This window comes from Marinibacterium profundimaris (assembly GCF_002210095.1).
GTDB lineage: Bacteria > Pseudomonadota > Alphaproteobacteria > Rhodobacterales > Rhodobacteraceae > Marinibacterium > Marinibacterium profundimaris.
Genome location: NZ_AQQR01000001.1, coordinates 938,690 through 963,629, shown reverse-complemented (window position 1 = coordinate 963,629; position 24,940 = coordinate 938,690). Strand labels below are relative to the sequence as shown.

32 protein-coding genes are annotated in these 24,940 nt (G+C 67.0%); all 32 read left to right on the top strand.

Going from position 1 to position 24,940, the window contains the following annotated elements; all coding sequences use genetic code 11:
- The first annotated feature begins 86 nt into the window (after positions 1-86).
- Positions 87-1,562 (top strand): AMP-binding protein, encoded by a 1,476-nt coding sequence (locus tag ATO3_RS04610; protein WP_088648737.1) that lies wholly within the window; start codon positions 87-89, stop codon positions 1,560-1,562.
- On the top strand, positions 1,559-3,160 hold the full coding sequence (locus ATO3_RS04605) for a carboxyl transferase domain-containing protein (protein ID WP_088648587.1): 1,602 nt from the start codon (positions 1,559-1,561) through the stop codon (positions 3,158-3,160). The genes ATO3_RS04610 and ATO3_RS04605 overlap by 4 nt, the downstream gene beginning before the upstream one ends.
- A 124-nt stretch (positions 3,161-3,284) precedes the next feature.
- Positions 3,285-4,250 (top strand): NAD(P)H-dependent flavin oxidoreductase, encoded by a 966-nt coding sequence (locus tag ATO3_RS04600; RefSeq protein WP_088648586.1) that lies wholly within the window; start codon positions 3,285-3,287, stop codon positions 4,248-4,250.
- Entirely contained in the window at positions 4,247-4,672 is a 426-nt protein-coding gene (locus tag ATO3_RS04595; protein WP_088648585.1) for an ASCH domain-containing protein, read from the top strand. Before ATO3_RS04600 ends, ATO3_RS04595 begins: the two co-directional genes overlap by 4 nt.
- A 43-nt stretch (positions 4,673-4,715) precedes the next feature.
- A complete protein-coding gene (locus ATO3_RS04590; RefSeq protein ID WP_088648584.1) occupies positions 4,716-6,656 on the top strand; it encodes an acetyl-CoA carboxylase biotin carboxylase subunit in 1,941 nt (646 codons plus the stop codon).
- Between the two features lie 90 nt (positions 6,657-6,746).
- Positions 6,747-7,601, top strand: a complete 855-nt coding sequence (locus ATO3_RS04585) for a hydroxymethylglutaryl-CoA lyase (protein ID WP_088648583.1) — start codon at positions 6,747-6,749, stop codon at positions 7,599-7,601.
- A 51-nt stretch (positions 7,602-7,652) separates the two neighbouring features.
- Positions 7,653-8,438 carry a crotonase/enoyl-CoA hydratase family protein gene (locus ATO3_RS04580; RefSeq protein WP_088648582.1) on the top strand — a complete coding sequence of 262 codons (786 nt, stop codon included), beginning with the start codon at positions 7,653-7,655 and terminating at the stop codon, positions 8,436-8,438.
- Between the two features lie 172 nt (positions 8,439-8,610).
- Positions 8,611-8,976 (top strand): NADH-quinone oxidoreductase subunit A, encoded by a 366-nt coding sequence (locus tag ATO3_RS04575; RefSeq protein WP_088648581.1) that lies wholly within the window; start codon positions 8,611-8,613, stop codon positions 8,974-8,976.
- Positions 8,967-9,587 carry a NuoB/complex I 20 kDa subunit family protein gene (locus tag ATO3_RS04570; RefSeq protein WP_198963198.1) on the top strand — a complete coding sequence of 207 codons (621 nt, stop codon included), beginning with the start codon at positions 8,967-8,969 and terminating at the stop codon, positions 9,585-9,587. Before ATO3_RS04575 ends, ATO3_RS04570 begins: the two co-directional genes overlap by 10 nt.
- 146 nt (positions 9,588-9,733) lie before the next feature.
- Positions 9,734-10,345 (top strand): NADH-quinone oxidoreductase subunit C, encoded by a 612-nt coding sequence (locus ATO3_RS04565; protein WP_088648580.1) that lies wholly within the window; start codon positions 9,734-9,736, stop codon positions 10,343-10,345.
- The gene (locus tag ATO3_RS04560; protein ID WP_233152023.1) at positions 10,342-10,767 is read left to right on the top strand and encodes a GFA family protein; all 426 of its coding nucleotides are present in this window, start codon (positions 10,342-10,344) and stop codon (positions 10,765-10,767) included. Before ATO3_RS04565 ends, ATO3_RS04560 begins: the two co-directional genes overlap by 4 nt.
- On the top strand, positions 10,767-10,937 hold the full coding sequence (locus ATO3_RS28975; RefSeq protein ID WP_198963197.1) for a hypothetical protein: 171 nt from the start codon (positions 10,767-10,769) through the stop codon (positions 10,935-10,937). The genes ATO3_RS04560 and ATO3_RS28975 overlap by 1 nt, the downstream gene beginning before the upstream one ends.
- A 91-nt stretch (positions 10,938-11,028) precedes the next feature.
- Positions 11,029-11,901 (top strand): sulfotransferase family protein, encoded by an 873-nt coding sequence (locus ATO3_RS04555; protein ID WP_158217901.1) that lies wholly within the window; start codon positions 11,029-11,031, stop codon positions 11,899-11,901.
- Positions 11,902-11,967: 66 nt separating this feature from the next.
- On the top strand, positions 11,968-13,182 hold the full coding sequence (locus ATO3_RS04550; RefSeq protein WP_088648578.1) for an NADH-quinone oxidoreductase subunit D: 1,215 nt from the start codon (positions 11,968-11,970) through the stop codon (positions 13,180-13,182).
- A 17-nt stretch (positions 13,183-13,199) separates the two neighbouring features.
- Positions 13,200-13,520, top strand: coding sequence for a hypothetical protein (locus ATO3_RS04545; protein ID WP_088648577.1), 321 nt, complete (start codon positions 13,200-13,202; stop codon positions 13,518-13,520).
- A gap of 244 nt (positions 13,521-13,764) precedes the next feature.
- On the top strand, positions 13,765-14,877 hold the full coding sequence (nuoE, locus tag ATO3_RS04540) for an NADH-quinone oxidoreductase subunit NuoE (protein WP_088648576.1): 1,113 nt from the start codon (positions 13,765-13,767) through the stop codon (positions 14,875-14,877).
- A 22-nt stretch (positions 14,878-14,899) separates the two neighbouring features.
- Positions 14,900-15,334 (top strand): hypothetical protein, encoded by a 435-nt coding sequence (locus ATO3_RS04535; protein WP_088648575.1) that lies wholly within the window; start codon positions 14,900-14,902, stop codon positions 15,332-15,334.
- A gap of 173 nt (positions 15,335-15,507) precedes the next feature.
- The gene (locus tag ATO3_RS04530; protein ID WP_088648574.1) at positions 15,508-15,744 is read left to right on the top strand and encodes a DUF5337 domain-containing protein; all 237 of its coding nucleotides are present in this window, start codon (positions 15,508-15,510) and stop codon (positions 15,742-15,744) included.
- Positions 15,745-15,751: 7 nt separating this feature from the next.
- Positions 15,752-17,050 (top strand): NADH-quinone oxidoreductase subunit NuoF, encoded by a 1,299-nt coding sequence (gene nuoF / locus ATO3_RS04525; protein ID WP_088648573.1) that lies wholly within the window; start codon positions 15,752-15,754, stop codon positions 17,048-17,050.
- 2 nt (positions 17,051-17,052) lie between these two features.
- Positions 17,053-17,547, top strand: a complete 495-nt coding sequence (locus ATO3_RS04520; protein WP_088648572.1) for a DUF3291 domain-containing protein — start codon at positions 17,053-17,055, stop codon at positions 17,545-17,547.
- The gene (locus ATO3_RS04515; protein ID WP_088648571.1) at positions 17,544-17,933 is read left to right on the top strand and encodes a dsRNA-binding motif domain-containing protein; all 390 of its coding nucleotides are present in this window, start codon (positions 17,544-17,546) and stop codon (positions 17,931-17,933) included. The genes ATO3_RS04520 and ATO3_RS04515 overlap by 4 nt, the downstream gene beginning before the upstream one ends.
- A gap of 181 nt (positions 17,934-18,114) precedes the next feature.
- On the top strand, positions 18,115-18,462 hold the full coding sequence (locus ATO3_RS04510) for a hypothetical protein (RefSeq protein ID WP_143747221.1): 348 nt from the start codon (positions 18,115-18,117) through the stop codon (positions 18,460-18,462).
- A 161-nt stretch (positions 18,463-18,623) separates the two neighbouring features.
- Positions 18,624-20,642, top strand: a complete 2,019-nt coding sequence (gene nuoG, locus ATO3_RS04505; RefSeq protein ID WP_088648569.1) for an NADH-quinone oxidoreductase subunit NuoG — start codon at positions 18,624-18,626, stop codon at positions 20,640-20,642.
- Between the two features lie 8 nt (positions 20,643-20,650).
- A complete protein-coding gene (locus ATO3_RS04500) occupies positions 20,651-21,037 on the top strand; it encodes a hypothetical protein (RefSeq protein ID WP_088648568.1) in 387 nt (128 codons plus the stop codon).
- Between the two features lie 6 nt (positions 21,038-21,043).
- Complete coding sequence (nuoH, locus tag ATO3_RS04495; RefSeq protein ID WP_088648567.1) at positions 21,044-22,084, top strand: NADH-quinone oxidoreductase subunit NuoH; 1,041 nt, start codon at positions 21,044-21,046, stop codon at positions 22,082-22,084.
- Between the two features lie 127 nt (positions 22,085-22,211).
- Positions 22,212-22,706 carry an NADH-quinone oxidoreductase subunit NuoI gene (gene nuoI / locus ATO3_RS04490; protein WP_088648566.1) on the top strand — a complete coding sequence of 165 codons (495 nt, stop codon included), beginning with the start codon at positions 22,212-22,214 and terminating at the stop codon, positions 22,704-22,706.
- The gene (locus ATO3_RS04485) at positions 22,703-23,113 is read left to right on the top strand and encodes a carboxymuconolactone decarboxylase family protein (RefSeq protein WP_088648565.1); all 411 of its coding nucleotides are present in this window, start codon (positions 22,703-22,705) and stop codon (positions 23,111-23,113) included. Before nuoI ends, ATO3_RS04485 begins: the two co-directional genes overlap by 4 nt.
- Positions 23,110-23,712 carry an NADH-quinone oxidoreductase subunit J gene (locus ATO3_RS04480; RefSeq protein ID WP_088648564.1) on the top strand — a complete coding sequence of 201 codons (603 nt, stop codon included), beginning with the start codon at positions 23,110-23,112 and terminating at the stop codon, positions 23,710-23,712. The genes ATO3_RS04485 and ATO3_RS04480 overlap by 4 nt, the downstream gene beginning before the upstream one ends.
- Positions 23,713-23,714: 2 nt before the next feature.
- Positions 23,715-23,963 (top strand): hypothetical protein, encoded by a 249-nt coding sequence (locus ATO3_RS04475; protein WP_088648563.1) that lies wholly within the window; start codon positions 23,715-23,717, stop codon positions 23,961-23,963.
- A 111-nt stretch (positions 23,964-24,074) separates the two neighbouring features.
- Positions 24,075-24,233 carry a hypothetical protein gene (locus ATO3_RS28770; RefSeq protein ID WP_158217900.1) on the top strand — a complete coding sequence of 53 codons (159 nt, stop codon included), beginning with the start codon at positions 24,075-24,077 and terminating at the stop codon, positions 24,231-24,233.
- A 3-nt stretch (positions 24,234-24,236) separates the two neighbouring features.
- Entirely contained in the window at positions 24,237-24,623 is a 387-nt protein-coding gene (locus ATO3_RS04470) for a hypothetical protein (protein WP_088648562.1), read from the top strand.
- A 4-nt stretch (positions 24,624-24,627) separates the two neighbouring features.
- Entirely contained in the window at positions 24,628-24,933 is a 306-nt protein-coding gene (gene nuoK / locus ATO3_RS04465) for an NADH-quinone oxidoreductase subunit NuoK (RefSeq protein WP_088648561.1), read from the top strand.
- Positions 24,934-24,940: the final 7 nt, after the last annotated feature.

Below are 24,940 nucleotides of genomic sequence, written 5' to 3'. Positions count from 1 at the left end.
GGCGGAAAAGGCCTGTTTTGACCCTCGCCCGGCGCATACCCGGCTTGCGCGCCGATGAAGGCTGGGACCTGCCCGACCGTCTGAACATGGCGGCGCAGGTGCTGTCCGGGGATCATCCGGGCGGGGCGGTCGCGATCCTTGACCGGACCGGCGCGCGACCGGCCGAGATCACGCGCGACGCGCTGCGCGAGATGAGCCAGGCACTGGCTCGGGGGCTGCTGGCGCGCGGCGTGGGGCCGGGGGACCGGGTCGGCGTGCTGCTGGGGCAGGACCCGCTTTGCGCGGCGGCGCACCTGGCGGCCTGGACGATCGGGGCGATCTCGGTGCCGCTGTTCAAGCTCTTCAAGCGCGACGCGCTGGCCAGCCGGGTCAGCGATGCGGGCGTGGCGCTGGTGCTGACCGATCCGGACGGCGCGGCGCTGCTGGGCGATCTCGCGCCCTCGGTGCTGGCGGCGGAGGCCGGGACGGCGGGCGCACCGGTGCCCTTTGCCGACACCGGGCCCGAGGATCCGGCGGTGCTCATCTATACCTCCGGCACAACGGGAACGCCGAAAGGCGCGCTGCATGGCCACCGCGTCCTGACGGGGCACCTGCCGGGCGTGGCGCTCAGCCATGATCACCTGGGCCAGCCCGGTGACGTGATCTGGACCCCGGCGGACTGGGCCTGGATCGGCGGTCTCTTCGACGTGCTGATGCCGGGGCTGGCGATGGGCGTGCCGGTGGTGGCCGCGCGCGCGGCGAAGTTCGATGCGGGGGCGACGGCGGAGCTGATTGCGCAGGCCGGGATTCGGACTGTCTTCTTTCCGCCGACTGCGCTGCGGATGCTCAAGGCAGCTGATGCGACGATCCCGGGGCTGCGTTCGGTCGCCTCTGGCGGAGAGCCTCTGGGCGCCGAGATGCTGGATTGGGGGCGGCGGGCCTTTGGCCTCGAGATCAACGAGTTCTACGGCCAGACCGAATGCAACATGATCGTGTCGTCCTGCGGCGCCGATTTTCCTGCGCGGCGCGGCTGCATCGGTCGTCCGGTGCCGGGGCACGTGGTCGAGGTGATCTCCGAGACCGGAGCGCCCGCGACGGGCGAGGGGGATATCGCGGTCCGGCGCGGATCGGCCTCCATGTTCCTGGGCTACTGGAACCGCCCCGAGGCCACGGCGGAGAAGTTCCGGGGCGACTGGCTGCTGACCGGCGACCGGGGGTGCCGCGAGGGCGAGTATATAAGGTTCGTCGGGCGAGAGGATGACGTGATCACCTCGGCCGGATACCGGATCGGCCCGGCGGAGGTGGAGGATTGCCTGCTGACCCACCCGGCCGTCGCCACCGTCGGCGTCGTCGGCAAGCCAGATCCGCTGCGCACCGAGATCGTGAAGGCCTATGTCGTGCTGAAGCCGGGCGCGCAGGCCGATGCGGCCGAGTTGCAGGCCTGGGTGAAGGAGCGGCTTGCCAGCTATTCCTACCCGCGCGAGATTGAGATGCTGGACACACTGCCGATGACCGTCACCGGCAAGGTGATCCGCAAGGAGTTGAAGGCGCGCGCCCGCGCCGAGCTGGAGTCCGCCCCATGAAGCTGAGCTCGTCCGCAGTGCCGTCCTCGGAGGTTTTCCAGGCCAATCGCGCCGCCCATCTCGACGCGCTGGAGACCACCCGCGCCGCCGCCGCCATGGCCGCGGCGGGGGGCGGAGAAAAGGCGCGCGAGCGGCACCTGTCGCGGGGCAAGATGCTGCCGCGCGACCGCGTGGCGGCGCTGCTGGATCCGGGCGCGCCGTTTCTCGAGATCGGGGCGACGGCGGCGCATGGGCTTTATGACGGCGCGGCGCCCTGTGCCGGGGTGATCGCCGGGATCGGCCGGGTCGCGGGGCGCGACGTGATGGTCGTGTGCAACGATGCCACGGTGAAGGGCGGCACCTATTACCCGATGTCGGTGAAGAAACACCTGCGCGCGCAGGAGATCGCCGCGGAATGCCATCTGCCCTGCGTCTACCTGGTGGACAGTGGCGGGGCGAACCTGCCGAACCAGGACGAGGTCTTTCCCGATCGGGACCACTTTGGCCGCATCTTCTACAACCAGGCGCATATGTCGGCGCAGGGGATCGCGCAGATCGCCGTGGTGATGGGTTCGTGCACGGCGGGCGGCGCCTATGTGCCGGCGATGTCGGATGTCACGATCATCGTGCGCGACCAGGGCACGATCTTCCTGGCCGGCCCGCCGCTGGTGAAGGCGGCCACGGGCGAGGTGGTCTCGGCCGAGGACCTGGGCGGCGGCGACGTGCATACGCGGCTGTCGGGCGTGGCCGATTACCTGGCCGAGGACGATGCCCATGCGCTCGCCATGGCGCGGCGGGCGGTCGGCTCGCTGGCCGGTGGGGCAAGCCCCACCCTACGGCAGGCGCCCGAGCCGCCCGCCTATGATCCCGAAGAGATCCTGGGCGTCGTGCCGGGGGATTTGCGCACGCCCTATGACATCCGCGAGGTGATCGCGCGGGTGGTGGACGGCTCGCGCTTTGACGAGTTCAAGGCGCGGTTCGGCGAGACGCTGGTGACCGGCTTTGCCCATGTGGACGGCTGGCCGGTGGGGATCGTGGCGAACAACGGTGTGCTGTTTTCGGAAGCCGCGCAGAAGGGGGCACATTTCGTGGAATTGTGCTCGCAGCGGCGGATCCCGCTGGTATTCCTGCAGAACATCACCGGGTTCATGGTGGGGCGGCGCTATGAGAACGAAGGCATCGCGCGGCATGGGGCGAAGATGGTGACGGCGGTGGCCACGACCTCGGTGCCGAAGATCACCATGCTGGTGGGCGGGTCCTTTGGCGCGGGGAATTACGGGATGGCCGGGCGGGCCTATCAGCCGCGGTTCCTGTGGACCTGGCCGAATTCGCGGATATCCGTGATGGGCGGGCCGCAGGCGGCAGGGGTCCTGGCAACGGTGAAGCGGGATGCGATCGAGCGGTCGGGCGGGTCCTGGTCGGCTGAGGAGGAGGCCGCGTTCAAGCGTCCGACGCTGGAGATGTTCGAGGAGCAGTCGCATCCGCTTTATGCCTCGGCCCGGCTGTGGGACGACGGGATCGTGGATCCGCGCAAGTCTCGGGAGGTGCTGTCGCTTTCGTTGCAGGCGGCGCTGAACGCCCCGGTGAGGGAGACACGTTTCGGCGTGTTCCGCATGTGAGCCGCGCGCCCGCCCCGCTCAGAGCGGCTCCCACCCGCCCACCCGAGCGCTCTGCCCGGGGCGGGCGCGCTCTGTCAGGAGCTATGTCAGGTGTGGCGCCGGTGGAGATGTCAGGAGCGATGTCATGATCGAGACGCGGCTGACCCGGAGGATGGGGCTGGACCATCCCGTGATCCTGGCGCCGATGGCGGGGGTGGCCGGGGGGCGGCTGGCCGCGGCGGTGAACAGGGCCGGGGGGCTGGGTCTGATCGGGGGCGGCTATTGCGATGCGGCCTGGATCGACGCGCAGTTTGGCGAGGCCGGGAATGCGGCTGTGGGCTGTGGCTTTATTACATGGCGGCTGGCGGGGGCGCCGGAGGTGCTGGACCATGTGCTGGAGCGGAAGCCGAGGGCGGTGCTGTTGTCGTTTGGCGAGGTGGCGCCGTTTGCGGAGAAGATCCGGGCCGCCGGCGTGACGCTGATCTGCCAGGTGCAGAGCCGGGCGGATGCCGAAGTGGCGCTGGAAGAGGGCGCCGAGGTGATCGTGGCGCAGGGCGGCGAGGCCGGGGGGCATGGCGCCCGCCGCGCGACCATGACGCTGGTGCCGGAAGTTGCGGATCTGCTGGCGGCGAAGGGGTCTGATGCGCTGCTGGTGGCGGCGGGGGGGATCGCCGACGGGCGGGGCCTTGCGGCGGCGCTGATGCTGGGCGCGGACGGGGTGATGCTGGGCACGCGGCTGTGGGCGAGTGCCGAGGCGCTGGTGCCGGAGGGGCAGATCGAGGCGGCGATGCAGGCCAGTGGCGATGCCACCCTGCGCACCCGCGCCGTCGACGTGGTGCGGGACCTGCCCTGGCCGGAGCCCTATGACATCCGCGTGCTGGGCAACCGTTTTACCGAGCGCTGGCATGGCGACCTGGAGGGCCTGCGCGCGGCGCGGGCCACCGAAGGTCCGCGCTGGCAGGCGGCCTTTGCCGCGGGGGATGCCGAGACCGGCAACCCCGTGGTGGGCGAGGCGATCGGGCTGATCCGCTCGCGCCCGCCGGCGGCGGCGGTGATCGAGACGCTGGTGCGGGACGCAAGGGCGCTGCTGGACGGAGGATGGAGACGATGACCGAGACGCTGGAACAGGTGACGGCGCGCTATCCAGGGGCGGAGCGTTTCCGCTTCGGCGATGGCGAGGCGCTGTGTCAGGAGCTGGTGGCACTTGTGCGGGCGGGGAAGAAGACGGCGACCTGCGCGTCGGCGGCGATCTTTGACGAAGGGCTTGAGGCGGTGCCGGTGGTCGGGCGGCGCGACATCGTGCTGAACTGGGACGGCACGCCCGCGCTGGTGATCGAGACGCTGAGGGTGGAACGGAAACGGTTCTGCGACATGGACGAGGACTTTGCCCTGGCCGAGGGCGAGAACGACGACTTGGCCGGCTGGCAGCGCGACCACCAGGCCTATTTCGAGCGCAACGGCGGGTTCGATCCGCAGATGGTGCTGATCTGCGAACGGTTCCGGGTGGTCGAGGATCTGGAGGCCGGGCGATGAGGCAAGGCGCGACAAGGGCCGAACAGGCGATGGGACGGGGCGGATGTTTTCCAGAATACTGATCGCAAACCGGGGCGAAATTGCCTGTCGCGTGATCGAGACGGCGCATCGGCTGGGGGTCGATTGCGTGGCGGTCTATTCCGACGCGGATGCGGGCGCGAAACATGTCGGCATGGCCGATGCCGCCGTCCATATCGGCGGCGCGGCCCCGGCCGACAGCTATCTGCGCGGCGACCGCATCATCGCCGCGGCGCTGGAGACCGGGGCGGAGGCGATCCACCCCGGCTATGGCTTCCTGTCCGAGAACCCCGATTTCGTGGAGGCGGTGGAGGCCGCCGGGCTGATCTTCATCGGCCCCTCGGCCAGGGCGATCCGGGCGATGGGGCTGAAGGATGCGGCCAAGGCGCTGATGGAAAAGGCCGGGGTGCCTGTGGTGCCGGGCTATCACGGGGCGGACCAGGATCCCGGGCACCTGGAGGCGGAGGCCGACCGGATCGGGTATCCGGTGCTGATCAAGGCCGTGGCCGGCGGCGGCGGCAAGGGGATGCGGCGGGTCGAGCGGCCCGGGGATTTCCTGCAGGCGCTGGACTCGGCCCGGGCCGAAGCGCGGACGGCCTTCGGCAACGAGGACGTGCTGATCGAGAAATACGTCGAGAAGCCGCGCCATATAGAAGTGCAGGTCTTCGGCGACGGGGCCGAGGCGGTACACCTTTACGAACGGGATTGTTCGCTGCAGCGGCGGCACCAGAAGGTGATCGAGGAGGCGCCGGCGCCCGGCATGACTGCTGACATGCGCGAGGCGATGGGCGCGGCGGCGGTCAGGGCGGCGCGCGCGATCGGCTATTCGGGCGCGGGGACCATCGAATTCATCGTCGACGCCTCGGACGGGTTGCGGAAAGACCGGTTCTATTTCATGGAGATGAACACACGTCTTCAGGTGGAACATCCGGTAACCGAGGCGGTGACCGGCATTGACCTGGTGGAATGGCAGCTGCGTGTTGCCGCCGGCGAGGCACTGCCGCTGCGGCAGAAGCAACTGACACTCTCCGGACATGCGTTCGAGGCACGGCTTTACGCCGAGGATGTGGCGAAGGGCTTCCTGCCGGCGACGGGCAGGCTGTCCCGGCTGGCCTTTCCCGGGGATGTCCGCGCCGACAGCGGCGTGCGCGAGGGCGATGTGATCAGCCCCTGGTACGATCCGATGATCGCCAAGATCATCGTGCATGGCCCCACGAGGGGTGCGGCGCTGAAGATGCTGGAGCGCGGGCTGCGCCGGACGCAGGTGGGCGGGACGGTGACCAATATCGCCTTCCTGGCGCGGTTGTCAGGACAGGCGGACTTCCAGACAGGAGACGTGGATACCGGGCTGATCGAGCGGAACCTTGAGGAGCTGACGGCCGAGCCGGCGGCGGGGCCGGGGGCCATGGCGATCGCGGCGATCGCGGCGCTGGGGCTGCAGGACGGGGCCGGGCCGATGGGGGGCTTCACGCTCTGGGGGCCGATGGCCTGGCCGGTGCTCCTGACACATCAGGGTCAGGAGATTGCTGCGAAGGTCGCGGTGCGGGGAGCGGATGCGTTCGAGGTGATGCTGGACGGCCGCACGGTCGAGCTGGCGCGCAAGGCAGGCGGCTGGCTGGTCGGGGACGCGCGGCTCGCGGCCGAGATCAGCCGGAATGGCAACGAGATCACGGTCTTCGACGGGGATCCTCATGTCTTCACCCTGTCCGACCCGCTGGAGCGCGGCAGTGCCGCGTCAGGCGACGGCACGCTGATCGAGGCGCCGATGCCCGGGCTGGTGAAGATGGTCACGGCAAAGGCGGGCGAGGCGGTGTCCGAGGGCCAGCGGCTGGCCGTGCTGGAGGCGATGAAGATGGAACATGCGCTGCTGGCGGCGCGCGACGGGGTTGTCGCCGAGGTGCTTGTGACGGAAGGTGATCAGGTGGAGGGCGGCGCCGCGCTGATCCGGCTGGAGCCGCAGGACTGAGGCCGGATCACCGGGGGCGGAGGAGGCCCCGGGGCGTCCGGTAACCAACATGAATGCCCCGGCAAGGGGCGATCACAGGGGAGGATGCCCATGGGCGACAGGGTCGAGATTTTCGAGGTCGGTCCGAGAGACGGGCTGCAGAACGAAGCGCGGGAGATCCCGGTCGCCGACAAGGTGGACCTTGTCGATTGCCTGAGCCGGGCGGGCTTTGCGCGGATCGAATGCGCGGCCTTCGTCAGCCCGAAATGGGTGCCGCAGATGGCCGGCAGCGCCGAGGTGCTGGACGGGATCACGCGCGCGACCGGCGTGCGCTATGCGGCGCTGGTGCCGAACATGAAGGGCTACGAGGCGGCACTGGCCGCGGGCGCGGACGAGGTCGCGGTCTTTGCCTCGGCCAGCGAGGGATTTTCGAAGGCCAATATCAATGCCACCATCGAAGAGAGCCTGGAGCGGTTCCTGCCGATCCTCGAAGACGCGCGGCACAGGGACATGCCGGTGCGGGGCTACGTCTCCTGCGTGACGGATTGCCCCTATGACGGGGCGGTGGCGCCCGAGGCGGTGGCGAAGGTGGCGGACCGGCTGTTTGCCATGGGCTGCTACGAGATCTCGCTGGGTGACACGATCGGCAAGGCGACGCCCGACAGTATCGCGCGGATGCTTCTGAAGGTGCGCGACGTTGTGCCGGTGGGACGGCTGGCGGGGCATTACCATGACACGGGCGGCCACGCGGTCGAGAACATCGACGCCTCGTTGAGCCTTGGGCTGCGCGTCTTCGACGCCGCGGCCGGGGGGCTGGGCGGCTGCCCCTATGCGCCCGGCGCGGCCGGCAACGTGGCGACAGAGGTGGTGGCCGCGCATCTGGAGCGGTTGGGATACGAGACCGGGCTGGATGCCGAGGTGCTGGCCGAGGCGGCGTCCATGGCGCGTGCGCTGCGGGACGGGTAACGGTCGGGCCCGCCGTTCGAATCGCTTCGGGGCCCGGGGAAGGGAGCAAACATGTTCGAGACCATTCGGCTGGAGACCGACGACCGCGGGGTCGCCACGCTGACGCTGAACCGACCAGAGCGGCACAACGCGATGAATGCCGCGATGCTGGACGAGTTGCGCGCGGCCGCGCGAAAGATCGGGCGCGATCCGGCCCTGCGCGCCGTGGTGCTGACCGGGGCGGGCAAGAGCTTCTGTGCCGGGGCGGACCTTGGCTGGATGCAGGAGCAGATGGCGGCCGATGCGGAGACGCGGGCCGGGCAGGCGCGGGGTCTGGCGGAGATGCTGTCGCTTTTTGACGGGCTGCCGGTGCCGCTGATCGGAAAACTGCAGGGCAATGCCTTTGGCGGCGGTGTCGGGCTGGCGTCGGTCTGCGATGTGGCGATCGGGGCCGAGGGGCTGAAGATGGGCCTGACCGAGGTGCGGCTGGGCCTGATCCCGGCCACCATCGGGCCCTATGTCGTCGCGCGGATGGGGCCGGCGCGGGCGCGGCGCGTGTTCTTTTCGGGGCGGCTTTTCGGAGCGGCCGAAGCGGTGGACCTGGGGCTGCTGTCCCGCGCGGTGCCTCCTGATGCGCTCGACGCGGCGGTCGAGGCAGAGATCGCGCCCTACCTCTCGGCCGCGCCCGGCGCTGTTGCCGCGGCCAAGAAACTGGTCGCCGACCTGGCCCCGCCCATTGACGAACGCGTGATCGACCACACGATCGCGGCCCTGGTCGACTGCTGGGAAGGCGATGAAGCCCCCGAGGGGATCGCCGCATTTTTTGCAAAACGCTCCGCAAAGTGGGTCGCGCAATAAGGAAAGATTAACACCGGGCTGCTTTGTGATCACAACCGGCGCCTGCGGCGATTCTCGCATCCTTAAGGGGCCGCCTTTGGTTGACCCTTGGGGGAGGCGGGAGTAGAGACTCGTCACAGCCAGACTTTACGACCGACGCGTCCGCAAGGTCGCGCAGAGAAGGAGCCAGCGCGTGGAAGAGTTGATGCGGGAGTACCTCCCGATCCTGGTGTTCCTGGTCGTTGCCATCGGACTTGGCCTTGTCCTGATGCTCGCGGCCGTGGTGATCGCCGTTCGCAATCCCGATCCCGAAAAGGTCTCCGCCTACGAATGCGGCTTCAACGCGTTCGACGATGCGCGGATGAAATTCGACGTCCGGTTCTACCTGGTGTCGATCCTGTTCATCATCTTCGACCTTGAAATCGCCTTCCTGTTCCCATGGGCGGTGGCGTTCAAGGATGTCTCGATGGTGGGCTTCTGGTCGATGATGGCCTTCCTGGCCGTCCTGACCGTGGGCTTTGCCTATGAATGGAAGAAGGGAGCCCTGGAATGGGAGTGAGCGACGAAACCGACGCACACGTGACGGAAACCCAGGGCATGGGCGTGCAGGCGCCGCGGGTGAAATCGGGGCCATCTGCCTCGGCCCCGCTGGAAACCGCAGCGCCGGGCTACGTGCCCGAGACGGCAACCCAGGCGCTGAACAAGGAACTGGCCGACAAGGGCTTCCTGCTGACCTCTGTCGAGGATGCGATCAACTGGGCCCGGACAGGCTCGCTGCACTGGATGACCTTCGGGCTGGCCTGCTGCGCGGTCGAGATGATGCACACCTCGATGCCGCGGTATGACGTGGAACGCTTCGGCACCGCGCCGCGCGCCTCTCCGCGCCAGTCGGACCTGATGATCGTTGCCGGCACGCTGACCAACAAGATGGCGCCGGCGCTGCGCAAGGTCTACGACCAGATGCCCGAGCCGCGCTACGTGATCTCGATGGGATCCTGCGCGAACGGCGGCGGCTATTACCATTACAGCTACTCGGTGGTGCGCGGCTGCGACCGGATCGTGCCGGTCGATATCTACGTGCCCGGCTGCCCGCCGACGGCCGAGGCGCTGCTTTATGGAATCCTGCAACTGCAGCGCAAGATCCGCCGCACGGGCACCCTGGCCCGCTGATCTTCGGGGCCGGAGCACCGGCCCCGCCCGTATTTCCGGTTCCGGCACATGCCCCGGACCGGGGTCCGGAGCCGGCCCGCAAGGGCCGGAGACGGGCCGACACAGACCCACTCCGGGGACGCCCGGCAAGAAGGAAAGGCCATGCGATGAGTGACGCCCTGAAGGAACTCGGCGCCCATATCGAGATGAAGCGCCCGGATTGCGTGCTGGGCTACGAGGTCGCGTTCGGAGAGCTGACGATCACCGTCGCCCCGGCCTCGATCGTGGGCTTCGTCGACTTCCTGAAATCCGATGCCTCGTGCAAGTTCTCTTCGCTGGTGGATATCACTGCGGTCGATCACCCCGAACGCGCCAAGCGGTTCGACGTGGTCTACCACTTCCTGTCGATGTACCAGAACCAGCGCATCCGCCTGCGGCTGCAGGTCCGCGAAGAGGACCTGGTGCCCTCGATCATCTCGGTGCATCCCAGCGCCAACTGGTTCGAGCGCGAGATATTCGATATGTTCGGCATCCTGTTCTCGGGCCACCCGGACCTCCGGCGCCTGCTGACCGATTACGGCTTCCGCGGCCACCCGCTGCGCAAGGATTTCCCGACCACCGGCTATACCGAGGTCCGCTATGACGAGGCGCTCAAGCGCGTGGTCTACGAACCCGTCAGCCTGGTGCAGGAATACCGCCAGTTCGACTTCATGAGCCCCTGGGAGGGCGCCCATTACATCCTGCCCGGCGACGAGAAGCAGGAGGAGGGCGCCAAGTGAGCACCGCCCTGACCGGATCCTGCCTGTGTGGCGCCTGCACCTTCACGGCGGTGCCTGAGGCGACGTCGGGCGTGTGCCATTGCGGCATGTGCCGGACGTGGTCCGGGGGGATGTTCATCGGCGTGGGCTGCGGTGACAGCCTGTCCTTCTCCGATGGCGCGCCGGTCGGTGTCTACGCAAGCTCGGACTGGGGCGAGCGGCTGTTCTGCGCCACCTGCGGTTCGACGCTGGCCTGGCGCACGACAGACCGCAAGATGAATGTCGTGTCGGTCCAGACGTTCGAAGATCCCTCGGCCTTCCCGCTGGTGTCGGAAATATTCTACGACGAGAAACCCGGCAGCTACGCGCTGGCCGGCGACACGAAGAAGATGACCGGCGCCGAAGTCATGGCCATGTTCGCGCCCCCGGTGGAGGGAGCCTGATGGAATTCCTCGCCTGGGCCGTCATGGCCTCTGCCACCATCCCGATGCTGAAACTGCTGCCGCATTTCGGAATCAGCAAATACTGGGCCGCCGTCTGCGTCATCCCGCTGGGCACCATCGCGATGATCTGGTGGATGGGCCTGAAACTACAGGATCTGGAGAAGCTGTGACCGCACGAGCCACCACAAGGACGCACTGCCGGGCCGGGCAATCGCATCGGGCCATGCAGCCGGCTGTCATTCTGACTTCGGAGGTCCACGCGTGACCACGCAGACACCGCATATCGCCTACGTCGTGGGCGCGCAGAAGGCCGGGACCAGCTGGCTTCACGGCTATCTGCGCCGCCATCCCCAATGCTACAGCCCGGTGATCAAGGAGTTGAATTACTTCGACTTCCTGCACGGGAACACCTATGGCAAGGACCTTGTGACGGGCTGGCGCCAGTCGCAGCTGGCCGAGGCCGAAGCCAGGCTGAAGGGCGATCCGGAGAACGCGGCGTTGCAACAGCGCTGCTCGGTGCTTCGGAAGATCGTGGCGATGCATGAAATGCCCACGGACGAGGCCTATCAGGGTGTGCTGATGGACGGCTACAGGGGCCAGCCCGTGATCGCAGACGTGACGCCCGGCTACGCGACCGTCGAGGCCGAGGGGATCGCGCGCATGCGGGCCATGGCCCCGGTCACGCGGTTCATCTACATCATGCGCGACCCGGTCGACCGGCTCTGGTCGGCGCTGCGGATGTATTACGAATACGTCAACCAGCAGTCTCCGATGCCGATCGAGGATTTCGCCGCCAACTGGCAGGCGATTCTGGATCCGGAGCTGATACAGCTGTCCGATTACGCGGGCACGGTGTCACGGCTGGACGCGGAGGTGCCGGAAGAGGATCGTCTCTATCTCTTCTACGAAGACCTCTTCGAAGAGAAAACGCTTGGGCGGATCACGGATTTCCTCGGGATCAACGCGCGGCCCGGCCAGCCCGATAATCGGGTGAATGTCGGCCAGTACAGGGCGATGCCCGAGGTCTATACCCGCGCGGCGGCCGAGGTGCTTGGCCCGCAATACACATTCGTTGCCGAAAGATTCGGCGGACTGCCCAAGGCATGGGCGCACAATATGGAAGGAGCATCGTGATGTCTGACCAGATTGGCGCGCTGCACGCAGTCGCCCGACCGGCTTCCCTGGCTCAGGAGATTTGACATGGACGGATCGAAAGGCTTCGAAGACGCCCTGACCGGCGAACAGAAGATCCGGAACTTCAACATCAACTTCGGCCCGCAACACCCGGCCGCGCACGGCGTGCTGCGGCTGGTGCTGGAGCTGGACGGCGAGATCGTGGAACGCTGCGACCCGCATATCGGCCTGCTGCACCGCGGCACCGAGAAGCTGATGGAAAGCCGGACCTACCTGCAGAACCTGCCGTATTTCGACCGGCTGGATTACGTGGCGCCGATGAACCAGGAACATGCCTGGTGCCTGGCGATCGAACGGCTGACGGGTGTGGAAGTGCCGCGCCGGGCCTCGCTGATCCGGGTTCTGTATTCGGAAATCGGCCGCGTGCTGAACCACCTGCTGAACGTGACCACGCAGGCCATGGACGTGGGCGCGCTGACGCCGCCGCTCTGGGGCTTCGAGGAACGCGAGAAGCTGATGATCTTCTACGAACGCGCCTGCGGCGCGCGCCTGCACTCGGCCTATTTCCGGCCGGGCGGCGTGCACCAGGACCTGCCGCCGCAGCTGGTCGACGATATCGAGGCATGGGCGAATGAATTCCCGTCGAAGCTGGACGACATCGACGGGCTGCTGACCGAGAACCGGATCTTCAAGCAGCGCAACGTCGACATCGGCGTCGTGACCGAAGAGGACATCCAGGAATGGGGCTTCTCGGGGGTGATGGTGCGCGGCTCGGGCCTGGCCTGGGACCTGCGGCGCTCGCAGCCCTACGAATGCTACGACGAGTTCGATTTCAAGGTGGCGATCGGCAAGAACGGCGATTGCTATGACCGCTATCTCGTCCGGATGGCCGAGATGCGCGAATCGACCAAGATCATCAAGCAATGCGTGGCCAAGCTGCGGGCCGAGCCGGGCGAAGTCTTGGCACGTGGCAAGATCACCCCGCCGAAGCGGTCGGACATGAAGACCTCGATGGAGGCGCTGATCCACCACTTCAAGCTTTACACCGAAGGCTTCCACGTCCCCGCAGGCGAGGTCTATGCCGCGGTCGAGGCGCCCAAGGGCGAATTCGGCGTCTACCTGGTGGCGGACGGGTCGAACCGGCCCTACCGCGCGAAGCTGCGGGCGCCGGGCTTCCTGCACCTGCAGGCGATGGATTACGTGGCGGGCGGCCACCAGCTGGCCGATGTGGCGGCGATCATCGGCACCATGGATATCGTGTTCGGCGAGGTGGACCGGTGACGAAGACGACGACGGCAATGACCGGCCTGAAAGGGCGCCGGCTGATGCGCGGCGCGATGCTGATCGCGGCGCTCTCGGCCCTGACGGCTTGTGACGAGAATGCAATGGCGGCCGGCGGTGCGACCAGCTCGGCCGAGCAGCGCGATGATTACCTGGCCGCCGTGGCGACGACCGATTGCGTGCTGATCGACCAGCGCCAGTTCGGCGCGGTGGAATTCCAGGCCAATCTGACCCGCGAGCAGGTGATCGAGATCACCCAGTTCTATCTGGCCTTCGGCGGTGCCGAACGGATGGAAGAGGGCGGCGTCCGGATCACCACGGGGCCCTGTTCGGCGTGAGCGGGGTGGCGGGTCATATCCTGCCCCGGGCTGCCTCTGGTGGCCTGCCGGTCTCGTGGCGCGCCCTGGCGGCGCGGGAATTTACGGGCCTGTCGCCCCGGGGGACGGACATGGTCCGGGCCCGGGCCGCTCAGGGCCGGATGAACAACGAAATCGACGCGGCCCGTGCCAAGTCGAAAGAATGTCCGGGCGCGCAGCACACGGCCTGTGCCGTCTGCCCCCCGGTTGCGGAAGGAAAAGCCTGATGTTGCGTCGTCTTCATCCCGAACAGCCCGAAAGCTTCGCCTTCACCCCGGCCAACCAGGCCTGGGCCGAAGGTCAGATCACAAAGTATCCCGAAGGCCGCCAGGCCAGCGCGATCATCCCGCTGCTGTGGCGCGCCCAGGAGCAGGAGGGCTGGCTGTCCCGCCCGGCGATCGAACATGTCGCCGACATGCTCGACATGGCCTATATCCGCGCGCTCGAAGTGGCGTCGTTCTATTTCATGTTCCAGCTGCAGCCGACGGGCTCGGTGGCGCATGTGCAGGTCTGCGGCACGACCTCCTGCATGATCTGCGGGGCAGAGGATCTGATGGCCGTCTGCAAGGAGAAGATCTCTCCGAAGCCGCACGGGATCTCGGCCGATGGCAAACTGTCCTGGGAAGAGGTAGAATGCCTCGGCTCCTGCGCGAATGCGCCGATGGCGCAGATCGGCAAGGATTACTACGAGGACCTGACCGCCGAGAGCTTCGGCAAGCTGCTTGACGCGCTGGTGGCTGGCGAGGTGCCGGTGCCCGGCCCGCAGAACGGCCGCTACAGTTCGGAGCCGAAGGACGGGCTGACCAGCCTGGCCGAGGGCGCCGGGGACAGGGCAGAGTACAACGCCTCCGTCGCGCTGGCGATGGAGATCGGCGACACGGTCAAGCGCATCGACGGGACCGAGGTGCCGCTGCTGACGCCCTGGCTGAAGGACGGCGCATCGCAGGTGAAGACCAAGGCCGCCCCGAAGACCGACATGAAGGCCGAGACGAAGCCGACCCAGCAGAGTGCGCCGGAACCGGCGCCGGGGGCACAAGCCACGCCCAGCAAGCCCGATACGCTGGACGGCGCGCGCGACGGCAAGCCCGACGACCTGAAGATGATCAAGGGCGTGGGCCCCAAGCTGGAAGAGCTGCTGCACGAGATGGGGTTCTACCATTTCGACCAGATCGCCAGCTGGACCGAGGCCGAGATCGCCTGGGTCGACGAGAACCTGGAAGGCTTCCGGGGCCGCGTGTCGCGCGACGACTGGGTGTCGCAGGCCAAGCAGCTGGCGTCGGGGGAGGAAACCGACTTTGCCAAGCGCGCCAAGGACGAGGGAATTTACGACGGGGATTAACTGAGGTTGGGGAGGACGACGGATGGCGGATGACGCACAAGCAATCTGGAAGAAGCCGGTGATCCTGGGAGGGGCCGTCACGGTGCTTCTCCTGATGACCGGAACAGGCCTGGGCAGGTCGTTGATTGCGGGGATCGCCGCCGTCGGTATCGGCCACCTGATCTTCAGCCGGGTCGGCGGCCGCAAGACAGCGCAGGAGAGCGGGGCAGGGACGGTGCAGGCCACCGCTGCCGCTCCGCACTCCGCCGCGCCGCAGGCCGAACCGGCGCCTGCTCCGTCGTCCGAACCTGCCCCGGTGGCCCCTGCGGCCCCGGTGGCGGACACCGCCCCGGCCGAGGTGCCGAAGGCCGGGACGCCCGAGGGGGCGATGCTGGTCAAGCCCAGCACGCCGCTGCCCGGCGAGGCCGAGCTGGCCGCCCGCAAGGGCACATGGAAATACACGCCCGGCGGCGCCTGAACCGCGCGGGACAAGACGGCCCCGGCAGGATCGGGGCACAGGGACAGAGCCCCGGCGCAGACCGGGGATGACAGACGGGTCCGGCATTGCCGGCATGCCGTCGTTCATTGGGTCCCGGCCGCCTGGCCGGGAAAACGAAACGCCCGGCCCAGCCGGGATGGAGCACGAGAGACGTGGATACCGGACGGGAGACCGACCAGGACAAGGCCATCGCCCGCAAGGGCCGGCACGTCGCGCTGGTGATTGCCGGCGCCGCGGTGCTGTGGCTGCTGATCCAGGTGGTCGCGCCGTCGGTCGGCTTGTCCGACAGGTATCTGCTTCTATTCGACTTTGCAGCGCTGGCGGCATTCGTCTATGCCGGCGTGAACATCTTCCAGATCTGGCGCATGCGCCAGGAGAACCAGGGGTAACGGGCTCATGCTCAAGGACGAAGACCGCATCTTTACCAACCTCTACGGCATGCACGATCGCACGCTCGCAGGTGCAAAGAAACGGGGCCACTGGGACGGCACGGCGGATCTGATCGCGCGCGGTCGCGACTCGATCATCCAGACGATGAAGGACAGCGGCCTGCGCGGCCGTGGTGGCGCCGGCTTCCCGACGGGCCTGAAATGGTCCTTCATGCCCAAGGAAAGCGACGGGCGCCCGGCCTATCTGGTCATCAACGCCGACGAATCCGAACCCGCGACCTGCAAGGACCGCGAGATCATGCGGCACGACCCCTACACGCTGATCGAGGGCGCGCTGATCGCCTCTTTCGCGATGGGGGCGCATGCGTCCTACATCTATATCCGCGGCGAATATGTCCGTGAGCGCGAGGCGCTGCAGGCGGCGATCGATGCCTGCTATGACGACGGCCTGCTGGGCGCCAACGCGGCCGGCTCGGGCTGGGATTTCGACCTGTATCTTCATCACGGGGCCGGGGCCTATATCTGCGGCGAGGAAACCGCGCTGCTGGAAAGCCTCGAGGGTCGCAAGGGCATGCCGCGCATGAAGCCGCCGTTCCCGGCCGGTGCCGGCCTTTACGGCTGCCCGACCACGGTGAACAACGTGGAATCCATCGCCGTTGTGCCGACGATCCTGCGGCGCGGGGCCGACTGGTTTTCCAGCTTCGGGCGTCCGAACAACGCGGGCACCAAGCTGTTCGCGCTGACCGGCCACGTGAACACCCCCTGCGTCTTCGAAGAAGAGATGTCGCTGCCGGTCGAAGAGCTGATCGAAAAGCACGGCGGCGGTGTCCGCGGCGGCTGGAAGAACCTCAAGGCGATCATTCCGGGCGGTGCGTCCTGCCCGATCCTGCGGGCCGACCAGCTGGACGGCGCGATCATGGATTTCGACTGGATGCGCGAGAACAAGTCGTCTTTCGGGACCGGCTGCATGATCGTGATGGACCAGTCCACCGACGTCGTGAAGGCGGTCTGGCGGCTGTCGAAATTCTTCAAGCATGAAAGCTGCGGCCAGTGCACGCCCTGCCGAGAAGGCACCGGCTGGATGATGCGGGTCATGGACCGCCTGGTGAAGGGCGAGGCCGAGATCGAGGAGATCGACATGCTCTTCGACGTGACCAAGCAGGTCGAGGGCCACACGATCTGTGCGCTCGGCGACGCGGCGGCCTGGCCGATCCAGGGCCTGATCCGCAATTTCCGGGACGAGATCGAGGACCGGATCAAGGCCCAGAAGGCCGGCCGGATCAGCGCAGCGGTGGCGGCAGAGTAACCTTGCAGCCCGTCGGTCATCATATCGCCGAGTTCAACATCGGCACGCTGGCCCATGATTGGGACGATCCGCGCGTGGCGGATTTCGTGAACAATCTGGATCGCGTGAATGCCGTGGCTGCGCGCAGCCCGGGCTTTGTCTGGCGGATGACCGACGACGACATGGACGCGGCGCAGAAGGATACGGGCGGCGTGCTGGGGGGCAATCCCCGGACCGCATCGACTCTTTCGGTCTGGGAAGACGTTGAATCGCTGGAGCATTTCGTGTGGAACACGGTGCACAAGCGGTTCTACGACCGGCGCGGCGAATGGTACGACGAAGCCGAGAACACGGGCCCGCGGCTGGTGATGTGGTGGCTGGCTGAGGGCGAGCGGCCGACGATCGGCGACGCCAAGGCGCGGCTGGATCATCTGGCCGCACATGGCGACAGCGACTACGCATTCGGCTGGGCGCATCTGCGCGCGGCGCGGGCGGCCGGGCAGGGGGATGCGGCATGATGCGGCGCGGCGCCCTCGTCCTGGCGGCTGCGGTCTCGGGCCTTGTGCTTGCGGGCTGCGAAGGTCTGCCGGAATCGGCCTCGGGCGTCAGCCGACCGGTCACCTTCGACGGGACCGAGTACACGGTGGATTTCGCGGTGCGCGAGGTGACCGAGGTGATCGCGTCCTCGGGCGGCGCCACCGAGGCGCGGTTCGACGCGTCGATCATCGACATCGTGCGTACCGACGGCCAGCCCATGCAGGGCATCGGCCCGACCGAAGCGATCGCCATCGCCAGCGCCTTCTGCGAGGCCTATGGCCTGCCCAAAGCGCCCGCAGCGGGCACGGTCAGCCAGCTGCCGGGGCAGTGGCGGGTGCAGAACCATTGCGGATCGGCCTTCGGATGAGGCCGGCCAGAGCATATCACGGCGGGGCCGCAGCGCGGGCCGCCACGACTGCGGGCAGGATCTGCCCGGACGTTGACCGCGCGACGCGGCACATGACGGACGAGATGAACGAACTGAATTGCAACATGATTTCGGCGCCGGCCGCCCCGTGGCGGGGCCCTGCGCGGACCGGGGGCGCGGCATGAAGGCACGCAAGGCCATCCTGTGCTGTGCGCTGGTCGCGGTCACGGTGACCGGCGGCTGTTCGTCGGGCTTCTTCAGCAGCCGCGAGGCCGTGCTGTTCGACGGGATCGACTTCCGCCGCAAGGCAAAGACGCCCGACCGCAACGATCGCAAATCCTTCCAGGTGACGGTGCGCCCGGTCTCGGCCTCGATGTCGGCGGCGCGCCGGGCCGGGAAATACGAAGGCACGAGCTACTGCATCAACAATTTCGGCAATTCCGACATCAAGTGGCAGATCGGCCCGGAGGCCGAGGTCGTGCCGGTCGAAAACGACACGCTTACCCTCGTGGGACGGTGTAACCCGTGAGCTGTGGCGGCGCATATCCGGCGGAGCAGGGCGGCCCATGCCCGCACCGCCCTGCGGCCGGCCCGGACACGGCGGCCCTGACCCCTTACACCCGTGCCCGTGGGCACGTGGAAATCGAACGAAACAGCGCCATCGGCGTGTATCTGAAAGAGAACTGACCCATGTCTGACCTCCGCAAGATCATCATTGACGGCCAGGAAATCGAGGTGGATCCGGCAATGACCCTGATCCAGGCCTGCGAACAGGCGGGTATCGAGATTCCCCGGTTCTGCTATCACGAGCGCTTGTCGATTGCCGGCAATTGCCGGATGTGCCTCGTCGAGGTCGTGGGCGGCCCGCCGAAGCCGGCGGCCTCCTGCGCCATGCAGGTCCGCGACCTGCGGCCCGGCCCGGACGGCCAGCCGCCGGTGGTGAAGACCAATTCGCCCATGGTGAAGAAGGCCCGCGAGGGGGTGATGGAGTTCCTCCTGATCAACCACCCGCTGGATTGCCCGATCTGCGACCAGGGCGGCGAATGCGACCTGCAGGACCAGGCGATGGCCTATGGCGTGGATTTCTCGCGCTACCGCGAGCCGAAGCGCGCCGTGGACGACCTGGACCTCGGCCCGCTGGTCGAAACCCACATGACGCGCTGCATCTCGTGCACGCGCTGCGTCCGCTTCACGACCGAGGTGGCCGGCATTCACCAGATGGGCCAGACCGGGCGTGGCGAGGATGCCGAGATCACCGCCTACCTGGGCGAGACTCTGGATTCGAACATGCAGGGCAATATCATCGACCTGTGCCCGGTGGGCGCTCTGGTGTCGAAGCCCTATGCCTTTACCGCCCGCCCGTGGGAGCTGACCAAGACCGAGACCATCGACGTGATGGATGCGCTTGGGTCGAACATCCGGGTGGACACCAAGGGCCGCGAAGTCATGCGGATCCTGCCGCGCAACCATGACGGCGTGAACGAGGAATGGATTTCCGACAAGACGCGCTTTGTCTGGGACGGCCTGCGTCGGCAGCGGCTGGACAAGCCCTACCTGCGCAAGAACGGCAAGCTGACCCCTGTTGAATGGCCCGAGGCGCTGTCGGCGGCGGCAGAGGCGATGAAGGGCAAGAAGGTGACCGGCCTGATCGGCGATCTGGCCCCGGTCGAGGCGATCTTTGCGCTCAAGCAGTTGGTCGAAGGGCTGGGCGGCACGGTGGAATGCCGGACCGACGGTGCCAAGTTGCCCATCGGCAACCGCTCGGCCTATGTCGGCACCGCGACGATCGAGGATGTCGACCACGCGAAGAACATCCTTCTGATCGGCACCAACCCGCGCGTCGAGGCGCCGGTGCTGAATTCGCGCATCCGCAAAGCCTGGACCATGGGCGCCAAGGTGGCTCGGATCGGCGAGCAGGCGGATCTGACATATGACGTGTCCGAGATCGGCACGGGCCGCGAGGCGCTGGCCAAGCTGGCCGAGATGGATCATTCCGACAAGACCGACGTCCCCGGTGTCATGATCATCGGTCAGGGCGCGCTGCAGGGGCCCGATGGCGGCGCCGTGCTGGCTCTGGCGATGAAGACGGCCGAGGCCGCCGGCGCCAAGGTCCTGATCCTGCACACCGCCGCCGCCCGCGTGGGCGCGATGGATGTGGGCGCGGTGACCGAAGGCGGCATGGCCGAGGCGATCGAGGGCGCGGAGGTGATCTATAACCTTGGCGCGGACGAGATCGAGATCGCGGATGGCCCATTCGTCATCTACCAGGGCAGCCATGGCGACCGGGGCGCGCACCGCGCGGACCTGATCCTGCCCGGCGCGGCCTATCCGGAGGAATCGGGGCTGTTCGTCAACACCGAGGGCCGTCCTCAGCTGGCGCTGCGCGCGGCCTTTCCGCCGGGCCAGGCCAAGGAAAACTGGGCGATCCTGCGGGCGCTGTCGGCCGAGCTGGGCGCGACGCTGCCCTTCGATTCGGTGGCGCAGCTGCGCCAGGCGCTGGTGAAGGCGCATCCGCATCTGGGCAAGCTGGACCAGGTGGCCGAGAACGACTGGCAGCTGCCCGAAAGCGGCGACCTGGGCGAGGGCGCGTTCCTGTCCCCGGTCCGGGATTTCTATCTCTCCAACCCGATCGCGCGGGCCTCGGCCCTGATGGCGGAGCTCTCGGCGAATGCCAAGGCCCGCCGCGAAGCGCCGATCGCGGCGGAATGAGAAGAGGGATGGTGGCCATCGCTCATATCGCGACGGGGGCGGCTTTGACCGCCTGTTCATCGCCCCAGGCGGAGGACACCCCCTTTCGGCCCGGCTACGGCGGGGTCGAAACCCGGCTGCTGGACGGGGATCTTGTCGAGTTTCGCGTGTCCATGACGGGCGCCCGGGATGGCGGGGATGTGGAACGGTATATCGAGTGTGCCGCCGCGCAATACGCGCTGATCCGGGGTTACGGATTTACGCGGCATTTACGCACGAATGTGCAGGAAAAGGGTGGCGTGTGGGCAGGAGATGCTGTTTACACCATCTCGCCATCTCTGCCGCGCGGTCTCAGGACTCTCGACGCAGAAGTCGTCGTCCAGAATTGCGCGGAAAACGGAATACCTACGGTGTGAGGAAGCATGGCTGAATTCTTTACCTCCACGGGCCTCGGGATCGCATTGACCCTGATCGGACAGGTTCTCCTGTTGGTTGTCCCCCTTCTGGTGGCGCTCGCCTTTCTGATGTATGCTGACCGCAAGGTCTGGGCCGCGGTCCAGATGCGGCGCGGCCCCAACGTTGTGGGGGTCTACGGGCTGCTGCAAAGCTTCGCGGACTTCCTCAAGTATATCGTGAAGGAAGTCGTGATCCCGGCTGGTGCCGACAGGGCGGTGTTCCTGCTGGCGCCGATGATCAGCCTTGTCATGGCGCTGGTCGCCTGGGCGGTGATCCCGTTCAACGACGGCTGGGTCGTGGCCGACATCAACGTCGCGATCCTCTATGTCTTCGCCATCTCCTCTCTCGAGGTCTACGGCGTGATCATGGGCGGCTGGGCGTCGAACTCGAAATACCCGTTCCTGGGCTCGCTGCGCTCTGCCGCGCAGATGATCTCTTACGAGGTGTCGATCGGCCTGATCATCATCGGCGTCATCATCTCTTCGGGCTCCATGAACTTCGGCAACATCGTTGAATCTCAGGACGGCCGCTTCGGGTTCTTCTCGTGGTACTGGCTGCCGCACCTGCCGATGCTGTTCCTCTTCCTGATCTCGGCCCTTGCCGAGACCAACCGCCCGCCCTTCGACCTTCCCGAAGCGGAATCCGAACTGGTGGCCGGCTACCAGGTGGAATATTCGTCGACGCCCTTCCTGCTCTTCATGATCGGCGAACTGGTGGCGGTCGTGCTGATGTGCGCGCTGATCACGCTGCTGTTCTTCGGCGGCTGGCTGTCCCCGATCCCGGGCCTGCCGGATGGTATCCTGTGGATGCTGATCAAGATGCTGCTGATGTTCTTCGTCTTCGCGATGGTCAAGGCAATCACGCCCCGCTACCGCTATGACCAGCTGATGCGCCTGGGCTGGAAGGTCTTCCTGCCGATGTCGCTGGCCTGGGTCGTCTTCGTGGCCTTCGCCGCCAAGTTCGAATGGTTCTGGGGCACCTTCGCCCGCTGGGGCACAGGGGGCTGAGGTGGCCGATCGCATCAATCCAATCGCGGACGCCGGTGGCCTCGGGATGATATCGCCGGCAGACCTCATCGCACGCATCCCCACGCCCCCGGCGCCCGCGCCGGGCCCGCAGGGATAAGGAGCAGACATGACGCAGATCGATTATGGACGCGCGGCGAAATACTTCCTGCTCGCCGATTTCTTCAAGGGCTTCCAACTGGGGCTGAAGTACTTCTTCGGGCCCAAGGCCACCGTGAACTACCCGCATGAGAAGGGCCCCCTGTCGCCCCGCTTCCGCGGCGAACACGCGCTGCGCCGGTATCCCAACGGCGAGGAACGCTGCATCGCCTGCAAGCTGTGCGAGGCGATCTGTCCCGCGCAGGCGATCACGATCGACGCCGAGCCGCGCGAGGACGGCAGCCGCCGCACCACGCGCTACGATATCGACATGACGAAATGCATCTACTGCGGCTTCTGCCAGGAAGCCTGCCCTGTGGATGCGATCGTCGAGGGGCCGAATTTCGAGTTCTCGACCGAGACCCGCGAAGAGCTCTTCTACGACAAGGCCAAGCTTCTCGAGAACGGCGAACGCTGGGAAGCCGCGATCGCGCACAACCTGGAACTGGACGCGCCCTACAGATGAGCGAGACACCCTCGAACCCTTTCGAGCTGATGATGCAGCAGGCGCGGGACATGGCCAAGGCCATGAACCCGGCGCTCGAGCATTTCTCGCCCAAGGGGTTCGAGCAACTGTGGCCCACCATGCCCAAGGACGTCATGGAGCTGTGGTTCGGCAACAAGGTCAACACCGAGGGGCTGGACGCCAAGACGCGCCTGCTGCTCACTCTGGCCGGGCTGACCATGCAGGGCGCGCAGAATGACAGCGCCGTCCGCCAGACCGTGAAACACGCGGTCGAGGCGGGCGCCCGCAAACAGGAAATCGTCGAGACCATCGGCCAGATGTCATTTTTCGCCGGGATCCCGGCGATGTCCCGCGCGCTGGAGCTTGCGCAGGAGGCAATGGCCGACAAGGAGGAAGATCAGCCATGACCGTCTTTGCCTTTTACCTCTTCGCGCTTGGCGTGATTGCGGGCGGGCTTTTCACCGTCATCAGCCGCCAGCCCGTTCACTCGGTGCTGTGGCTGATCCTTGCCTTCCTGTCGGCGGCGGGGCTTTTCGTGCTGCTGGGCGCGGAACTGGTCGCGATGCTGCTGATCATCGTCTACGTGGGGGCGGTCGCCGTGCTGTTCCTGTTCGTGGTGATGATGCTGGATGTCGACTTTGCCGAGCTGAAGGCGGAGATGGCGAAATACATGCCGCTGGCGCTGCTGATCGGGGTCGTGATCCTGATGCAGTTTGCCATGGCCTTCGGTGCCTGGGACGCCAACAGCGCCGCCGAGGCGATGCGCGCGCAGCCGATGCCGGTCGACCGGCACAACACCGAAGCGTTGGGGCTTATCCTTTACGACCAGTACTTCCTGCTGTTCCAGCTGGCAGGCCTGATCCTGCTGGTGGCGATGATCGGGGCGATCGTCCTGACGCTGCGCCACCGCCAGGACGTCAAGCGCCAGAACATCCTGGCCCAGATCTATCGCGATCCGGCCAAGGCGCTTGAGCTGCGCGACGTGAAACCGGGGCAGGGTCTTTGAGCATGACCGGCGGTCTCTTCGGCATGGCCGAGCAGGTCCTGCAGACCGTCGGCGTGGCCGGCCTTGCCGGGCTCTGGCTGGTCAAGGCCGGTCTGACCGCGCTGGTCTTCCGCGTCTACCAAAGACGGTCCGGGGGGCGGATGCCGCTGATGGCGGCGCGGTTCATGCCGCGGATCCCCGGCCGGATGGGCGCACGCGTCGGACCCTGGCTGCTGCGGCGGCGGATGCCGAACGGAACGAACGGGCGCTGAGCGCGCCTCTTGGAACGCAACGGGCGCCGCGGCGCCCGGCATGAAAGAGCGGGCCCAGGCCTGCCACGGACGAGAGACGGACAGGCCCAAGGGCGGGCCGGAAGGACGGGAATGAGCGGAGTTGAGCACATCCTTGCAATCGCGGCGCTTCTGCTGGTGATGCTGCCGATGACCGGTGCGGGCCTGCGGGACCTGCCGAAGCGACAGAGCCTGCCCGTGCGGGCGACGCGCCGCGACGAATTTCATGCGCTCGAACGGCGGAGGGGCTGACGGATGCAAAGCTTTCTGACAGATCGGATCATTCCGGCCGGTACCGGGGCGATCCTGACCAGCCTGATGCTGGCCGGGCCGGCCCTGGCGCAGGACACCGAGATCGCCGATATCGACAAGCATTTCGACGTGGCGAGCGAGTATTTCGGCGATGGCAAGGTGCAGCTGAGCTCCCGTCAGGACACGGACGCGGGGCCGCAATACGCGGTGCACCAGTTCGATTGCGTCAACAAGACCTTCACGACGCCCTTCGAGGGCACCGTTGCACCGGATGCGTTTCCGGTGCCGGTAACCGAACAGCAGGAAGCGACGTTCGAGCAGGGCGACCCCGTTGCCCCGCTCGCTCAGCATGCCTGCGCGAAACACGGCCACCCGCTACTGGAATGGTGAACACATGATCGGACTTGAACATTACCTGACGGTGGCGGCGACGCTTTTCGTCATCGGCATCTTCGGGATCTTTCTGAACCGGAAGAACATCATCATCCTGCTGATGAGCGTCGAGCTGATCCTTCTGGCGGTGAACATCAACCTCGTGGCCTTCTCGTCTTACCTGGACGACCTGGTTGGCCAGGTCTTCACGCTTTTCGTGCTGACCGTGGCCGCGGCAGAGGCGGCGATCGGGCTTGCGATCCTCGTCTGTTTCTTCCGCAACCGCGGCACGATCGCCGTGGAAGACGCAAACATGATGAAAGGCTGAGGGGCTC

Excerpts from the sequence above, each read along its gene's own strand:
- ATO3_RS04485 (WP_088648565.1), top strand. The coding sequence starts at position 22,703 with ATGAGCGAGACACCCTCGAACCCTTTCGAGCTGATGATGCAGCAGGCG.
- ATO3_RS04570 (WP_198963198.1), top strand. The coding sequence starts at position 8,967 with ATGGGAGTGAGCGACGAAACCGACGCACACGTGACGGAAACCCAGGGC.
- ATO3_RS04475 (WP_088648563.1), top strand. The coding sequence starts at position 23,715 with ATGACCGGCGGTCTCTTCGGCATGGCCGAGCAGGTCCTGCAGACCGTC.
- ATO3_RS04590 (WP_088648584.1), top strand. The coding sequence starts at position 4,716 with ATGTTTTCCAGAATACTGATCGCAAACCGGGGCGAAATTGCCTGTCGC.
- ATO3_RS04580 (WP_088648582.1), top strand. The coding sequence starts at position 7,653 with ATGTTCGAGACCATTCGGCTGGAGACCGACGACCGCGGGGTCGCCACG.
- ATO3_RS04550 (WP_088648578.1), top strand. The coding sequence starts at position 11,968 with ATGGACGGATCGAAAGGCTTCGAAGACGCCCTGACCGGCGAACAGAAG.
- ATO3_RS04545 (WP_088648577.1), top strand. The coding sequence starts at position 13,200 with ATGACCGGCCTGAAAGGGCGCCGGCTGATGCGCGGCGCGATGCTGATC.
- ATO3_RS04610 (WP_088648737.1), top strand. The coding sequence starts at position 87 with ATGGCGGCGCAGGTGCTGTCCGGGGATCATCCGGGCGGGGCGGTCGCG.
- ATO3_RS04585 (WP_088648583.1), top strand. The coding sequence starts at position 6,747 with ATGGGCGACAGGGTCGAGATTTTCGAGGTCGGTCCGAGAGACGGGCTG.
- ATO3_RS04595 (WP_088648585.1), top strand. The coding sequence starts at position 4,247 with ATGACCGAGACGCTGGAACAGGTGACGGCGCGCTATCCAGGGGCGGAG.
- nuoH (WP_088648567.1), top strand. The coding sequence starts at position 21,044 with ATGGCTGAATTCTTTACCTCCACGGGCCTCGGGATCGCATTGACCCTG.
- ATO3_RS04600 (WP_088648586.1), top strand. The coding sequence starts at position 3,285 with ATGATCGAGACGCGGCTGACCCGGAGGATGGGGCTGGACCATCCCGTG.
- ATO3_RS04480 (WP_088648564.1), top strand. The coding sequence starts at position 23,110 with ATGACCGTCTTTGCCTTTTACCTCTTCGCGCTTGGCGTGATTGCGGGC.
- ATO3_RS28770 (WP_158217900.1), top strand. The coding sequence starts at position 24,075 with ATGAGCGGAGTTGAGCACATCCTTGCAATCGCGGCGCTTCTGCTGGTG.
- nuoK (WP_088648561.1), top strand. The coding sequence starts at position 24,628 with ATGATCGGACTTGAACATTACCTGACGGTGGCGGCGACGCTTTTCGTC.
- nuoI (WP_088648566.1), top strand. The coding sequence starts at position 22,212 with ATGACGCAGATCGATTATGGACGCGCGGCGAAATACTTCCTGCTCGCC.
- ATO3_RS04500 (WP_088648568.1), top strand. The coding sequence starts at position 20,651 with ATGGTGGCCATCGCTCATATCGCGACGGGGGCGGCTTTGACCGCCTGT.
- ATO3_RS28975 (WP_198963197.1), top strand. The coding sequence starts at position 10,767 with ATGGAATTCCTCGCCTGGGCCGTCATGGCCTCTGCCACCATCCCGATG.
- ATO3_RS04515 (WP_088648571.1), top strand. The coding sequence starts at position 17,544 with ATGATGCGGCGCGGCGCCCTCGTCCTGGCGGCTGCGGTCTCGGGCCTT.
- ATO3_RS04470 (WP_088648562.1), top strand. The coding sequence starts at position 24,237 with ATGCAAAGCTTTCTGACAGATCGGATCATTCCGGCCGGTACCGGGGCG.
- ATO3_RS04605 (WP_088648587.1), top strand. The coding sequence starts at position 1,559 with ATGAAGCTGAGCTCGTCCGCAGTGCCGTCCTCGGAGGTTTTCCAGGCC.
- nuoE (WP_088648576.1), top strand. The coding sequence starts at position 13,765 with ATGTTGCGTCGTCTTCATCCCGAACAGCCCGAAAGCTTCGCCTTCACC.
- nuoG (WP_088648569.1), top strand. The coding sequence starts at position 18,624 with ATGTCTGACCTCCGCAAGATCATCATTGACGGCCAGGAAATCGAGGTG.
- nuoF (WP_088648573.1), top strand. The coding sequence starts at position 15,752 with ATGCTCAAGGACGAAGACCGCATCTTTACCAACCTCTACGGCATGCAC.
- ATO3_RS04565 (WP_088648580.1), top strand. The coding sequence starts at position 9,734 with ATGAGTGACGCCCTGAAGGAACTCGGCGCCCATATCGAGATGAAGCGC.
- ATO3_RS04535 (WP_088648575.1), top strand. The coding sequence starts at position 14,900 with ATGGCGGATGACGCACAAGCAATCTGGAAGAAGCCGGTGATCCTGGGA.
- ATO3_RS04510 (WP_143747221.1), top strand. The coding sequence starts at position 18,115 with ATGAAGGCACGCAAGGCCATCCTGTGCTGTGCGCTGGTCGCGGTCACG.